The sequence below is a fragment of the Stenotrophomonas acidaminiphila genome, from assembly GCF_001431595.1.
Classification (GTDB): Bacteria; Pseudomonadota; Gammaproteobacteria; order Xanthomonadales; family Xanthomonadaceae; genus Stenotrophomonas; species Stenotrophomonas acidaminiphila.
The window spans coordinates 47,504-60,970 of record NZ_LDJO01000075.1; the positions used below are offsets into that span (position 1 = coordinate 47,504).

Consider the following 13,467-nt stretch of genomic DNA (forward strand, 5'->3'; position numbering starts at 1 on the left):
TTCCAGACCACGCTGGTGGTGTGCATGCACATGGTCGGGCTGGCGATGCTGCTGGCGCTGTGGCGCCTGCTGCGCGGCCCCACCGTGCCCGACCGCATCCTCGCCCTGGACACGCTCTCGGTCACCGCCATCGCCGAACTGATGCTGTTCGGCATGTACATCAACTCGGCGGTCTACTTCGAGGCCGCGCTGGTGATCGCCATGCTCGGCTTCTGCAGTACGGTGGTGCTGAGCAAGTTCGTGCTGCGCCGGGACATCGTCGAATGATGACCTTCCTCCAGATCCTGCTGTCGCTGCTGCTGCTGGCCGGCTGCTTCTTCATCCTGGTCGGCGCGCTCGGGCTGGTGCGCCTGTCCGACTTCTTCAAGCGCCTGCATGCGCCGACCAAGGCCAGCACGCTGGGCGTGGGCTGCGTACTGGTGTGCTCGGTGGCGTACCACATCTTCCTCGGCGAAGACCCGCAGCCGCGCGAACTTCTGATCACCGTGTTCCTGTTCATCACCGCGCCGGTCAGCGCGCACATGATGGCCAAGGCGGCGCTGTCGCTGATGATGGAGAGCCGCCCGGAAGTGCCGGGCGATGACAGCGCGCGCAAGGAGCAGCTACCGCCCGCGGACGACCGCGGCGGCGACTGACGCCGGCACCGGTGCCGGCGGCGGCAAGTCGCCTGTCATCAGGCTTTCACCTGCGGCCGACAGGCTTGGGGCTCCGCGCCGCATCGCCCTTCCGCCCATGCAACCGCGCAAGACCGACCTCGCGCATGCCGCACTCCAGGCCCACCGCGCCCCGCTGGACCTGCGCCAGCGCCGCGCCCTGATCCTGTGCGACGGCAAGCGCGACCTCGCCGAACTGGGGGCGCTGCTCGGCGACGATGCCGCGCCCCTGATCGCCCAGCTGCAGCGCGATGGCTACCTGCACGCGGAGCAGCCGGACCCGGCGCCCTCGCCCTCGCCCGAAACCACGCCCGTGCCCGCCACGCGGCGCCGCTCGCTGCTGGCCGCGCGCATCTACCTGCTGGACATGCTCGCGCTGCAGCGGCATCCGGCCGCCGCGCGCCTGCACCAGCTGCTGCAGGCCACGCGCGGGGACGCGGACACCGTGCATGCGCTGCGGCTGGCGCTGGCCCAGTTGCCGGCGATGGCCTCGGACGGCTACGTGGGGCGGGTGCGCGAGCGCCTGCGCGAAGTGCTGCCCGAACCGCACCTGGCGGCGGTGCTGGACGCGCCGCTGCCGGCCTGAATCACCCCTGCGGCGGCGCGAAGTGGTCGCCCAGCCCGCTCCAGCACGCCTGGTAGTCGCGCTGCCGGTGCGCGGCGGCGATGGCCTGCTCGGTCGGGCGGATCACGCCACGGGTCTCGAACATGAAGGCCATGGTGTCGGTGATCACGTCCGGCCGCGACAGGTCGGCGCCGGAGGCCTTGTCGAACGTGGCCGCATCCGGGCCGTGGCCGGTCATGCAGTTGTGGATGGACGCCCCGCCCGGCACGAAGCCCTCGGCCTTGGCGTCGTAGGCGCCATGCACCAGGCCCATGAACTCGCTGGCGATGTTGCGGTGGAACCACGGCGGGCGGAACGTGTCCTGCGCCACCAGCCAGCGCGGCGGGAAGATCACGAAGTCCAGGTTGCTGGTGCCGGGGGTGTCGCTGGCCGAATGCAGCACCAGGAAGATCGACGGGTCCGGATGGTCGTAGCTGATCGAGCCGATGGTGTTGAAGCGGCGCAGGTCGTAGCGGTACGGCGCGTAGTTGCCATGCCAGCCGACCACGTCCAGCGGCGAATGGCCGATGGCGGCGCGCCACAGCCGGCCCTGGAACTTGGCGACCAGCTCGAAATCGCCTTCGAGCTGCTCGTAGGCGGCCACCGGCGTTTCGAAATCGCGCGGGTTGGCCAGGCCGTTGCTGCCGATCGGGCCGAGGTCGGGCAGCTTCAGCAGCGCACCGAAGTTCTCGCAGACATAGCCGCGCGCCTGGCCGTCCGGCAGGTCCACCGCGAAGCGCACGCCGCGCGGGATCACCGCGATCTGCTGCGGTTCGACCTCCAGCACGCCCATCTCGGTACGCAGCCGCAGCCGGCCCAGCTGCGGCACCACCAGCAGTTCGCCATCGGCGTTGTAGAAATAGCGGCCGCGCATGTCGGCATTGGCCGCGTACATGTGGATGGCGGCGCCGGCATGCGCCTCGGGCGAGCCGTTGCCGCCCATGGTGTACAGGCCTTCGATGAAATCGGTGGGCGCCTGGGGCAGCGGCAGCGGGTTCCAGCGCAGCTGGTTCGGCGATACCGCCGCGTGGCTGAAGTCACCATGCAGGCACGGCTGCGCGAACGGGGTGAACTCGCCGTGCATCGCCGCCGGGCGGATGCGGTACAGCCAGCTGCGGCGGTTGCTGCCGCGCGGCGCGGTGAACGCGGTGCCGGTCAGCTGCTCGGCATACAGGCCGTGGGCCACGCGCTGCGGCGAGTTGCGCCCCAGCGGCAGGGTGCCGGGCACCGCCTCGGTGGCGAACTCGTTGCCGAAGCCGGTTTGATACGCGTTGCTGACCATGGATTTGCCCGCCCGTTTCGTGTTTTCAAAGCCCCTCTCCTCCCGGAGAGGGGGCTGGAGCACATGTCTTACAGTACGCCGCGCTTGATCTGGTCGCGCTCGATGCTCTCGAACAGCGCCTGGAAGTTGCCTTCGCCGAAGCCTTCGTTGCCCTTGCGCTGGATGATCTCGAAGAAGATCGGGCCGATGCAGTTCTGGGTGAAGATCTGCAGCAGCTTGCGCTGCTTGGTTTCCGGATCGGCGTCGATCAGGATCTTGTTCCGGCGCAGGCGCGGCACGTCCTCGCCATTGTCGGGGATGCGCAGGTCGATCACGTCGAAATAGGCGTCCGGCGTATCCAGGAACTCGATGCCGCGCGCGCGCATGGCCTCGACGGTGTCATAGATGTTGTCGGTGAAGCAGGCGATGTGCTGGATGCCCTCGCCCTTGTACGCGTCCAGGTACTCGTTGATCTGGCTCTTGGGGTCGGACGACTCGTTCAGCGGGATGCGCACGATGCCGTCCGGCGCGGTCATCGCCTTGGACACCAGGCCGGTCTTGGCGCCCTTGATGTCGAAGTAGCGGATCTCGCGGAAGTTGAACAGGCGCTCGTAGTAGTCCGACCACTGCTGCATGTTGCCCAGGTACAGGTTGTGGGTCAGGTGGTCGATGAAGGTCAGCCCGAAACCCTTCGGGTCCTGCTCGGCGCCTTCCACCGGCACGTAGTCGGCGTCGTAGATGCTGCCGGCGTCGCCGTAGCGGTCCACCAGGTACAGCATGCAGTCGCCGATGCCCTTGATCACCGGCGCCGGCACCGCGCGGGTGTCGGCCAGCAGGGTGACTTCCTCGGCACCGTTGCCCAGCGCGGCGGACAGGACCTCGCTGGCCGGCCGCTTGAAGCGGATGGCGAAACCGCAGGCGCAGGGGCCGTGCTTGGCGGCGAAGTCGGCGGCGAACGAATCCGGCTCCTCGTTCACGAGGAAGTTGACGCCGCCTTGACGGTAGACGGTAATAGCACGCTGCCGATGGCGGAGCACGGCAGTGAATCCCATGTTCCTGAAGTAGTCGTGCAGCTGCGCGGCCTGCCCGGCGGGCGCGGCGAATTCGACGAACTCGAAACCGTCGATGCCCATCGGGTTCTCGAAGGTGGTCACCTGCATGCCCAGGTTGGGCGCGTTGGATGCGGCGTGGACTTGGGTATTCATGGGTTGCCTCCGGGAGTGGGGTCGTCGCCGCAGCCGGCGGCGGAGTACAGGAAGACACGCGAAAAACGCGGGTCCGGACCGAAGGTTATAGTTTCACATGAAACCACCATCAAGGTGCACTGCAGCATGAGCGCTTCCGATTACAGCAAGTCCACCAGCATCCGTGCCTCGCACGTGCTGCTCGATCTCGAACAATTCCTGCCGTACCGCATCAGCGTCCTGTCCAACCGGGTCAGCAGCAACATCGCGCGCCTGTACGGCGAGCGTTACGGCCTGTCGATCCCGGAATGGCGCGTGATCACCATCCTGGCGCTGTATCCGGGCTCGTCGGCAAGCGAGGTTTCCGAACGCACGGCGATGGACAAGGTGGCCGTCAGCCGTGCGGTGGCGCGCCTGCTCGAGCGCGGCTTCATCCGCCGCGAGACCCATGGCGACGACCGCCGCCGCTCGGTGCTGGCGCTGTCGGCGGCGGGCTTCGAGGTCTACGAGACCGTCGCGCCGATGGTGATGGAGATCACCCGCAAGCTGATGTCGGTGCTCACCGAGGAAGAAGAGCAGGTACTGGAACGGCTCATCACCCGGTTGGCCGATGCCGGCCTCGCGCAGATGAGCACCGACTGAAGCCGGGCCTGTCGCGGCCGGCTCAGCTCAGGAACTTGCGGCGCGCGTAGATCCACGGCGCGGCCAGCGCGGCAATGGCGCCACCGGCGAAGCCGAGCGCCGCCGCCACCGCAGCGGCCTCGACGCGCCCGGGCAGGGCCAGTGCCGCGATCAGCAGCAGCGCCGCCGGCAGGCCGATGAACGAGGCCAGGAAAAAGCGCCAGCGCGGCACCCAGGTATGCAGCTGCATCAGGCTCGCGCTGCTCCAGGCCTCGCCGGCCCGGTTACGCTGGATCTTGTCCACCAGCCTGACCAGGTCAACCTCGTTGCCTCCCTTGCCGGACCTTGCCACGCCAATCTCGGCATCCACTTCGACCGGATCAGGCCATTGTGCCGGCCATGCCTGTGGCGCGCCCACGCCATAGGCGGTCAACAGCGGGACTGTCAGCGACGGCGCCGACAACGCGCGCAGCCGGCGGTTGTCCAGCACGCACCACACCTGTGATGCGCCGGCCACGCTCACCTGGTACAGCGCCAGCTGCTCCGGCGCCGGATAGGGCAACGCGGTGACCCGCGCGGCCAGCGATTCGGTCCCCATCGCGCGCAGGAAGCCCACCCGGCTGCGGCCCACCTGCGCCCAGCCCAACCCCAGCGGCCCAAGCAGCATCACCTCGGCCGCGTCGGCCGCGCCGGCGGTGGCGCGTTCGTCGCTGGCCAGGAACGCGCTCAGCGAACGCGGCTCGGCGACGTCGTCCCTGCCCCAGCGATGCGACTGGCCCAGCAGGTATTTCAGCGGCACCCGCGCGGCGATGGTCTCGCCGCGCACGCTGTCCGAAGCGAACGGCACCACCGAGGCCACGAAGGCGCGCAGCTCGTTGCCCGGCACCGCGCTCCACTCGGCGGGCAACAGGCCATCGAGCAGGCCTTCGCGGGCCAGCCGGTCGATGCGCTCCTTCTGCTCCACCAGCCGCGCCACCGCGGCCTGCAGCATGATGGTCGGCGGCACCGCCGCCTGCGGCAGCCGGTAGCGCGGCGCCCCCTCCCCGGCGTCGGCCAGGGGCTGCTCGTCCAGCAGCGCATCCACCGTGGGCAGGCCGGTACCGGCGGTCGCAGCGGTGGCGGCCGGAGCGGCGGCGTCGGGGGAGGCATCGGAAGGAAGCGACATCGGGAATCGGCCCCGGCGAGCAAGGGAATGCTCCCGTTAGCGGCCGTGCGCCCCGGAAATGAAGCCCGGATCGAAAACGGCGCCCTGCGGCGCCGTCCCCTCCCGCGTCCGTGGCCCGCTCAGGGCGTGGCCGGCGGCGCCCATTCCTTGAGGAAGGCGAAGAACCGGGCGCGGTCGTAGCCCTTGCCCTTCTCCAGTTCCCCGGTGAACTGCGAATGCAGCAGCCGCCCCTCGGCATCGAGCACGAACAGGTGCGGATAGGCAGTGATGGCCGGGAAGCGCGACAGGAACGCCGCGTTCTCGTTGTCCTCGCTGTAGTTGACCTTCATCCACACGTAATGGGCGTCGCGGAAACGGCGGATCTCCGAATCGCCTTCCATGAAGGCGTCCATCAGGTGGCACCAGGAGCACCACTCGCCGCCCACGTCCAGCACGATCCGCTTGCCGCCGCGCTGGGCCTCGACCTTGGCCGTCTCCAGGTCGGCGACCGGGTCGCGCGCCGGGTCGAACTGCGCGTTGAGCGCGGCCACGGCGGCGATGTCCGCCGCGGCCGGGGTATTGCCCGAGGCGACCGGCTGGCTGGTATCGGCCACCGGCGCCTTCTGTTCGGAGGTGTCCAGCGGCTGCACCTTCTCCGCCGGCGGAGCCGGTGGCTGCGAACAGCCCCCCAGCATCGCCACCAGCAGCAGGGATACTCCACCGGACATCCGCTTCATCGTCGTTTCCTCACTTCACGCCGTGCATCAGCTTCTGCACCAGCGGCGCGATCAGGAACAGCAGCACGCCGGCGCCGAGCAGCGACCAGAAGCCGAAGGTATACCCCTTCAGGGCCGATTCGACGGTCATGCCGCTTTCACCGCTGACCACCGCGGCGAAGATGCCCGACAGGTTGTTGCCGATGGCGGTGGACAGGAACCAGCCACCCATCGCCAGGCCGACGACCTTGAGCGGGGCCAGCTTGGTGGTCATCGACAGCCCGATCGGCGACAGGCACAGCTCGCCCACGGTCTGGATCACGTAGACCATGAACAGGGTCCAGAACGGGATCTTGCCGGCGTCGTCGACCAGCGAGGACAGCGCGTACATCAGCAGCAGGAAGGCCAGGCCGTTGAAGATCAGGCCCAGGCCGAACTTGCGCGGGATCGACGGGTTGGCCTTGCCCAGCGCGGTCCACAGCCACACGAAGATCGGGCCCAGCGCCAGGATGGCCACCGAGTTCACCGACTGGAACCAGCCGATCGGGAAGATCCAGCCCCCCAGGTCGCGGTTGACGATGTTCTGCGCCAGGAAGTTGAACGAGCTGCCGGCCTGTTCGAAGAACATGAAGAACAGCACGTTGAACACGAAGATGATCAGCATGGCGATGGAGCGGTCGCGCGCCACCTTGCCCTCGCGCACGCCCTCGACCAGGATCATCACGCACAGCGCGGTGAACAGCGCGCCCAGGATCCAGCCGAGGATGCCGGCGTCGATCGTCAGCAGGCCATAGGCCACCGGCACGGCGACCAGCGCGCCGACCAGCACCGCGATGGTGCGGCCGATGCCGGCCCCGGCCGGGGCCGCGCCGACGCTGCCGAGCTGGCGGCGGCCGATCCAGAACCACACCAGGCTGATCAGCATGCCGATGCCCGAGGCGATGAACACGTACTTGTAGGCCGGCATGGCCTCGGTACCGAACAGCTTGTCGGCCAGGATGCCGGTCAGCACCGGGGCGACCAGCGCGCCGGCGTTGATGCCCATGTAGAAGATGGTGAAGCCCGAGTCGCGGCGCGAGTCGTTGATGCCGTAAAGCTGCCCGACCATGCTTGAGATGTTGGGCTTGAACAGGCCGTTGCCGGCGATGATCGTGGCCAGGCCGATGCGGAACACCCGGTCATCGGGAATGGCGATCAGGAACAGGCCCAGCGACATCACCGCCGCGCCGATCAGGATCGAGCGCTGGTAGCCGATGATGCGGTCGGCGACGAAGCCGCCGAACAGCGCCGCCGCGTAGACCAGCGCCAGGTAGGCGCCATAGAGCTTGCTGGCCCCGGCCTGGCTCTCGGCGAACTGGGCGACGATGTACAGCGCCAGTGCCCAGCGGATGCCGTAGAACGCGAAGCGTTCCCAGAACTCGGTCATGAACAGCATCCACAGCGGACGCGGGTGGCCGAGGAGGTTCTTGAACTCCGGCACGGGCGCCGGGGTGGATGCGGAATTCGGCGCGGCAGCGCTCATGCTGGGTTTCCCCCTGAGTGATTCGTTGGGCAGATGATGCAAATGAAGTCGGCCGGAATCGGCACGACGCGCGAGGATCACCGAAGCGCCGGCTTCACGTCAAATCCACAAACGCCGCGCCGGCGGCCCGGGCGGCGACCGGGCGGCGGCGGCCATGGCCCGCCGCGACCCCACCCAAAATACTGAATACGTTGGCGTTTCAGGCTCCGGCGGGCACCGCCCCGGTATCGCCGCGGATGCTGGTGCGCACCTCGAACAGTTCCGGGAAGAAGGTCAGTTCCAACGCCTGCTTGAGGAAACCCACGCCACTGGAACCGCCGGTGCCACGGCGGAAGCCGATGATCCGCATGACCGTGCGCATGTGGCGGAAGCGCCACAGCTGGAACGCCGACTCCAGGTCCACCAGGTCCTCGCACAGCGAGTACTCGCGCCAGTAACGGTCGGTGTCCTGGTAGATGCGTTCGAACACCGGCCGCAGCGCGGCGTCGCTGACATGCGGACGGGTCCAGTCGTGGCCGGCGTACTCCGGCGGGACCGCATGGCCGAAGCGGGCGAGGTAGCGCAGGAACTCCTCGTACAGGCTCGGCGCCTCCAGCGTCCGGCGCAGGCGCCCCTGGCCCTCCGGGTCGTAGTCGAACACCGCCAGCATGTCCGCGTTCTTGTTGCCCAGCAGGAACTCGATGCAGCGGTACTGCAGCGACTGGAAGCCCGAGGCCGGGCCGAGCACGTCGCGGAAGCCCAGGTACTCGGACGGGGTCAGGGTCTCCAGCACCGACCACTGCTCGGTCAGCTGGCGCAGCACCTGCTTGCCGCGCGCCAGCACCTTGCGGCACTGCCAGACCTGGTCGCGCTGCAGGAAGCCCATGGCCGCGCGCAGTTCGTGGTCGAGCAGCTTCAGCCACAGCTCCGAGGTCTGGTGCTGGATGATGAACAGCATCTCGTCGTGGTGGGCCGGGCTGGACAACGGCTGCTGCGCCGACAGCAGCCGGTCCAGGCACAGATAGCCGCCATAGGTGAGCCTGCCGTGCAGGTCGGTGTGGATGCCGGCTTCGAGCTCACGCTGGTTCTGTTCTACGGTCATCGGCCTTGCCATCTGCGTGGGTCGCAAAGGGTAACCCGGCGCGGCGGGCGGCCGCTGCCCGCGCAAACGGAAAGCGAACACTTGCGATTGCAACCGGCGCGACAATCCGTCCGTGGCCGCGGCGGCCGGCTGAATGCGTTGGATCCACGTGCCGCGGCGGCCGCGCATGGGCCGGCGCACGGATTTCGTGCTGCGGCGCAGGACGGCTTTTCCCGTCCGATTCCTTACCATGCGCAATTCCTATCATTTGAAACCATCTGTCCAAGGTGTTGCTGCAATGACGGTTTCCGCCCAGTTCCACATCGAATACCTGCAGTACCTGGATGCCGACGGCACCCTGGTACGCGACGACCTGCCGGCTTCGTTGCGCGATCCGCGCGCGCTGCTGCCCCTGTTCCGGCAGATGCTGGCCACCCGGGTGTTCGACACCAAGGCCGTGGCCCTGCAGCGCACCGGCAAGCTCGGCACCTTCGCCTCCTGCCTGGGCCATGAAGCGGCCCACGTCGGCATCGGCGCGGCGATGAAGCCCGGCGACGTGTTCGCCCCCAGCTACCGCGAATACGGCGCCATGTTCATGCGCGGCGTGCGTCCGCGCGACGTGCTGATGTACTGGGGCGGCGACGAGCGCGGCAGCGACTACGACCGCGACAGCGACGCGGCGCGCGACTTCCCGATCTGCGTGCCGATCTCGACCCAGTGCCTGCACGCGGCCGGCTCGGCGCTGTCGTTCAAGCTGCAGGGCAAGCCGCAGGTGGCGGTGACCGTCTGCGGCGATGGCGGCAGCTCCAAGACCGATTTCTACGCCGCGGTGAACTCGGCCGGCGCCTACCAGCTGCCGCTGATCCTGTGCGTGGTCAACAACGGCTGGGCGATCTCGGTGCCGCGCTCGGCGCAGACCGGCGCCCAGACCCTGGCCCAGAAGGGCCTGGCCGGCGGCCTGTTCTGCCTGCAGGTGGACGGCAACGACCTGATCGCGGTACTGGCGGCGATGGAGCAGGCGCGCGAGCGCGCCCTGTCCGGCCAGGGCGGCACGGTGCTGGAGTTCCTCACCTACCGCCTGTCCGACCACACCACCGCCGACGACGCGCGCCGCTACCGCGACGACGCCGAGGTCAAGGCCGCGTGGCTCAAGGAACCGCTGATCCGCCTGCGCAGGTACCTGACCGCGCAGGGCGTGTGGAGCGAGGAAGAGGAGAAGAACTGGATCGCCGAATGCGGCGCCCGCGTGGACGAGGAGGTCAACGCCTACCTCAACTGTCCGGTGCAGCCGGTGGAAGCCATGTTCGACTATCTGTATGCCGACCCGCCGCCGGACCTGCTGGCCCAGCGCGCGGCCGCCATCGCCCTGGAGCAGCGCCATGGATGACATCAAGCGCAGCACCGGCGCGCAGGCCGGCCACGAACTTGTCAGCGACCACGGCGCCGCCGGCGCCAGCGGAGAGAACACCATGACCGCCACCCCCATCACCCTGATCGAAGCCGTGACCCAGGCGCTGGCCTGGGAGATGGAACACGACCCGTCGGTACTGGTGCTGGGCGAGGACGTGGGCGTCAACGGCGGCGTGTTCCGCGCCACCGCCGGCCTGCAGCAGAAGTTCGGCGCGCAGCGCGTGCTCGACACCCCGCTGGACGAGACCACCATCGCCGGGCTCACCGTCGGCCTGGCCGTGCAGGGCATGAAGCCGGTGGCCGAAGCGCAGTTCGACGGCTTCGTCTACCCGATGGTCGACCACATCATCTGCCACGCCGCGCGCATGCGTAACCGCACCCGCGGCCGCCTGCACTGCCCGATGGTGCTGCGCGTGCCGTGGGGCGGCGGCATCCGCGCGCCCGAGCACCACAGCGAGGCCAACGAAGCCATCTTCACCAACGTGCCGGGCCTGCGCGTGGTGCTGCCGTCCAGCCCGCAGCGCGCCTACGGCCTGCTGCTGGCCGCCATCCGCGAGCCGGATCCGGTGATCTACATGGAGCCCAAGCGCATCTACCGCCAGTACAAGGAAGTGGTCGCCAACGACGGCGAGGCGCTGCCGCTGGACGTGTGCTTCGTGCTGCGCGACGGCACCGACGTGACCCTGGTGGCCTGGGGCGCACAGGTCAAGGAGGCGCTGGAAGCGGCCGACAAGCTGGCCGCCGACGGCATCAGCGCCGAGGTCATCGACGTCGCCACGCTGCGCCCGCTGGACTTCGCCACCATTGCCGAATCGGTCGCCCGGACCGGTCGCTGCGTGATCGTGCAGGAAGCGCCCAAGACCGCCGGCTTCGGCGCCGAGATCGCCGCCCGCCTGGCCGAGGAGTCGATGTACGACCTGCTGGCGCCGGTCGAGCGCGTCACCGGCTACGACACCCACATCCCGCTGTTCCGCCTGGAAATGAAGTACCTGCCGAGCGTGGAGCGGATCGTGGCGGCGGCCAGGCGCGCGGTGGCGGCCGGCTGACATGCGCGCGCGACTGCTCAACGCCTACCGCAGCCAGTACCCGGTGCCGTTGCGTTTCCATGCCGGGGAGATCGTCGAACTCGGCGTGCGCGACGAGGAATGGCCGGACTTCGCCTGGGTGCGCACCGCCGACAACCGCGCCGGCTGGGCGCCGGTGGCATGGCTGCGCGTGCTCGGCGACGGCCGCGCCGAGGCGCTGCGCGATTACACCGCGCAGGAACTGGACGTGGACAGCGGCGAACTGGTGCGACTGCATCACGAACATGGTGGCTGGTGGTGGGCCGAACGCGCCAACGGCGCGCTTGGCTGGCTGCCGGCACGCGACCTGGAACTACTGGAAGAAACCCCCTGAGATGAGCCAGACCAAGAATTTCAACCTGCCCGACCTGGGCGAAGGCCTGCCGGACGCGACCATCGTGGAGTGGTTCGTCAAGGAAGGCGACGTGATCAAGCTGGACGAGCCGCTGGTGTCGATGGAGACCGCCAAGGCCGTGGTGGAAGTGCCTTCGCCGGTCTCCGGCAAGGTGCTGAAGCTGGCCGGCGGTGCCGGCGACATCGTGGTGACCGGGCACATGCTGGCCCAGTTCGAGATCGATCCGAACCTGCCGCAGCGCGCCGAAGGCCAGGACACCGGCCATCACCATGGCGCACCTGCCGCTCCCGCTCCCGAACCGGCTCCTACTCCGGCTCCGGCTGCAGGCGCGGCCGAGCGTGCCGACGAAGGCACCGTGGTCGGGGCCATGGTCAGCTCCAATGCCGTGCACACCGAACAGGCCGTGGCCGTGGGCGGGGTCAAGGCGGTGCCGGCGGTGCGCGCGATGGCGCGCAAGCTCGGCGTGGACCTGGCACGGGTGCGCGCCACCGGTGCCGACGGCGCGGTGACGATGAGCGATGTGAAGCAGGCCGCCGAAGCCGGCACCGCCAAGGTCGGCAGCGCGCCTGCAGCCGCACCGCAGGCGGTCCAGGCCGCCGCCGCGGCAGCGCCGGCCGTGCGCGCCGAAGCCGCGCGCACGCCGCTGTCGGCCGCCGGCAAGCCGATGCGCACCGCACCCCCGGGCGTGGTCGCCAAGGGCCAGCCCGAGCCGCTCAAGGGCGTGCGCCGCAACATGGCGCGGGTTATGGCCGACGCGCACAGCAAGGTCGTGCCGACCACGCTGACCGACGACGCCGACATCCATGCCTGGGCACCGGGCAACGACATGACCTCGCGGCTGGTGCGCGGCATCGTCGCCGCCTGCCAGGCGGTGCCGGCGATGAACGCCTGGTTCGACGGCGACACCCTCACCCGCACCCTGCATGCGCAGGTGGACATCGGCATCGCCGTGGACACCGACGACGGCCTGTTCGTGCCGGCACTGCGCAACGCCGACATGCTCGACGCACGCGGCGTGCGCGAAGGCATCAACCGCCTGCGCCAGCAGGTGGAAGAGCGCAGCATCGCGCCGTCGGAATTGAGCGGCTACACCATCAGCCTGTCCAACTTCGGCATGTTCGCCGGCCGCTATGCCACCCCGGTGGTGGTGCCGCCGTGCGTGGCCATCGTCGCCGCAGGTCGCGCCCGCTTCCAGGTGACCCCGGTGATGGGCGGCGTGGAAACGCACAAGGTGATCCCGCTGTCGGTCACGTTCGACCACCGCGCCTGCACCGGCGGTGAGGCCGCGCGTTTCCTGCGCGTGTTGATCGACGACCTGGCCCGGCCGCACTGACCGGCCGCCGCAACGGTTCTGCAGCCGGACCTGAGCCCGCAGCGATGCGGGCTCTTTTTATCGCCCGCCCCGATGACTGCAGCGCCTCGCGCCGGCGGCGGGCGACCCCGGCGACCGCTTCGGGCAGTTCCCCCGTGCGCGGTCACCACGACGCCCGCGGCTACGCTACGATGCCCGCATCGCACAGGACAGGCGTGACCATGACCCATTGGATCTGTAGCCACTGCAGGGAAAGCAACGAGGACACCTTCGACCAGTGCTGGAAATGCGGCACCCGCGTCGATGGCAGTACGGACCCGGGTTTCCGCCCCGACAACGCCGATCCGGCGGCCTGGCCGCCGCGTCTGATCGATTGCCTGCGCTGCCCGGGCACGCCGATGGTGTTCGCTGGCCGCAAGCGCTTCCACGAGGGTTCCCAGGCGCTGCCGTTCCTGCTCGGCAACCTCGGCGAACTGCTGGTGAACCGCGAAGCATTCGACCTGCATGCCTGCCCATCCTGCGGCAAGGTCGAGCTGTTCCTCGGCAGCGCCTGGGAACCCT

15 protein-coding genes are annotated in these 13,467 nt (G+C 69.1%); 9 read left to right on the forward strand and 6 right to left on the reverse strand.

What is annotated here, in order from left to right; all coding sequences use genetic code 11:
• Window positions 1-24 precede the first annotated feature (24 nt).
• The 3 genes from ABB33_RS16650 to ABB33_RS16660 all read left to right on the forward strand — a co-directional run bounded on the left by ABB33_RS16650 (window position 25) and on the right by ABB33_RS16660 (window position 1,239).
• Window positions 25-267: a K+/H+ antiporter subunit F gene (locus ABB33_RS16650; RefSeq protein WP_267914007.1), complete on the forward strand. Its 243-nt coding sequence runs from the start codon at window positions 25-27 to the stop codon at window positions 265-267.
• On the forward strand, window positions 264-635 hold the full coding sequence (locus ABB33_RS16655) for a Na+/H+ antiporter subunit G (protein WP_054667865.1): 372 nt from the start codon (window positions 264-266) through the stop codon (window positions 633-635). Before ABB33_RS16650 ends, ABB33_RS16655 begins: the two co-directional genes overlap by 4 nt.
• A 97-nt stretch (window positions 636-732) precedes the next feature.
• Entirely contained in the window at window positions 733-1,239 is a 507-nt protein-coding gene (locus ABB33_RS16660) for a hypothetical protein (protein ID WP_054667867.1), read from the forward strand.
• A gap of 1 nt (window position 1,240) precedes the next feature.
• Here ABB33_RS16660 and hmgA read toward each other — a convergent pair whose 3' ends face one another.
• Together hmgA and hppD are read right to left on the reverse strand one after the other, a co-directional pair.
• Window positions 1,241-2,539 (reverse strand): homogentisate 1,2-dioxygenase, encoded by a 1,299-nt coding sequence (gene hmgA / locus ABB33_RS16665; protein ID WP_054667869.1) that lies wholly within the window; start codon window positions 2,537-2,539, stop codon window positions 1,241-1,243.
• Window positions 2,540-2,607: 68 nt separating this feature from the next.
• Window positions 2,608-3,723: a 4-hydroxyphenylpyruvate dioxygenase gene (hppD, locus tag ABB33_RS16670; RefSeq protein ID WP_054667871.1), complete on the reverse strand. Its 1,116-nt coding sequence runs from the start codon at window positions 3,721-3,723 to the stop codon at window positions 2,608-2,610.
• Between the two features lie 126 nt (window positions 3,724-3,849).
• On the opposite strand from hppD, the gene ABB33_RS16675 reads away from it, so the two are divergent.
• Window positions 3,850-4,344 carry a MarR family winged helix-turn-helix transcriptional regulator gene (locus ABB33_RS16675; protein ID WP_056932825.1) on the forward strand — a complete coding sequence of 165 codons (495 nt, stop codon included), beginning with the start codon at window positions 3,850-3,852 and terminating at the stop codon, window positions 4,342-4,344.
• Between the two features lie 22 nt (window positions 4,345-4,366).
• Here ABB33_RS16675 and ABB33_RS16680 read toward each other — a convergent pair whose 3' ends face one another.
• The 4 genes from ABB33_RS16680 to ABB33_RS16695 all read right to left on the reverse strand — a co-directional run bounded on the left by ABB33_RS16680 (window position 4,367) and on the right by ABB33_RS16695 (window position 8,786).
• Window positions 4,367-5,488, reverse strand: a complete 1,122-nt coding sequence (locus ABB33_RS16680) for a hypothetical protein (protein ID WP_056932826.1) — start codon at window positions 5,486-5,488, stop codon at window positions 4,367-4,369.
• 119 nt (window positions 5,489-5,607) lie between these two features.
• Window positions 5,608-6,204: a thioredoxin family protein gene (locus ABB33_RS16685; protein ID WP_056932827.1), complete on the reverse strand. Its 597-nt coding sequence runs from the start codon at window positions 6,202-6,204 to the stop codon at window positions 5,608-5,610.
• Between the two features lie 10 nt (window positions 6,205-6,214).
• Window positions 6,215-7,705: a peptide MFS transporter gene (locus ABB33_RS16690; protein WP_056932828.1), complete on the reverse strand. Its 1,491-nt coding sequence runs from the start codon at window positions 7,703-7,705 to the stop codon at window positions 6,215-6,217.
• A 199-nt stretch (window positions 7,706-7,904) separates the two neighbouring features.
• Window positions 7,905-8,786, reverse strand: coding sequence for a tryptophan 2,3-dioxygenase (locus ABB33_RS16695; protein ID WP_056932829.1), 882 nt, complete (start codon window positions 8,784-8,786; stop codon window positions 7,905-7,907).
• Window positions 8,787-9,063: 277 nt separating this feature from the next.
• Between ABB33_RS16695 and pdhA the strand changes: the two genes are divergently transcribed.
• The 5 genes from pdhA to ABB33_RS16720 form a co-directional block, all read left to right on the forward strand.
• On the forward strand, window positions 9,064-10,152 hold the full coding sequence (gene pdhA / locus ABB33_RS16700) for a pyruvate dehydrogenase (acetyl-transferring) E1 component subunit alpha (protein ID WP_054667881.1): 1,089 nt from the start codon (window positions 9,064-9,066) through the stop codon (window positions 10,150-10,152).
• Window positions 10,153-10,234: 82 nt separating this feature from the next.
• Entirely contained in the window at window positions 10,235-11,221 is a 987-nt protein-coding gene (locus ABB33_RS16705; protein WP_152985139.1) for an alpha-ketoacid dehydrogenase subunit beta, read from the forward strand.
• Between the two features lies 1 nt (window position 11,222).
• Window positions 11,223-11,573 carry an SH3 domain-containing protein gene (locus ABB33_RS16710; RefSeq protein ID WP_054667884.1) on the forward strand — a complete coding sequence of 117 codons (351 nt, stop codon included), beginning with the start codon at window positions 11,223-11,225 and terminating at the stop codon, window positions 11,571-11,573.
• A 1-nt stretch (window position 11,574) separates the two neighbouring features.
• A complete protein-coding gene (locus ABB33_RS16715) occupies window positions 11,575-12,927 on the forward strand; it encodes a dihydrolipoamide acetyltransferase family protein (protein ID WP_056932830.1) in 1,353 nt (450 codons plus the stop codon).
• A 200-nt stretch (window positions 12,928-13,127) separates the two neighbouring features.
• On the forward strand, window positions 13,128-13,467 hold a 340-nt coding region (locus ABB33_RS16720), incomplete at its 3' end, for a hypothetical protein (RefSeq protein WP_056932831.1).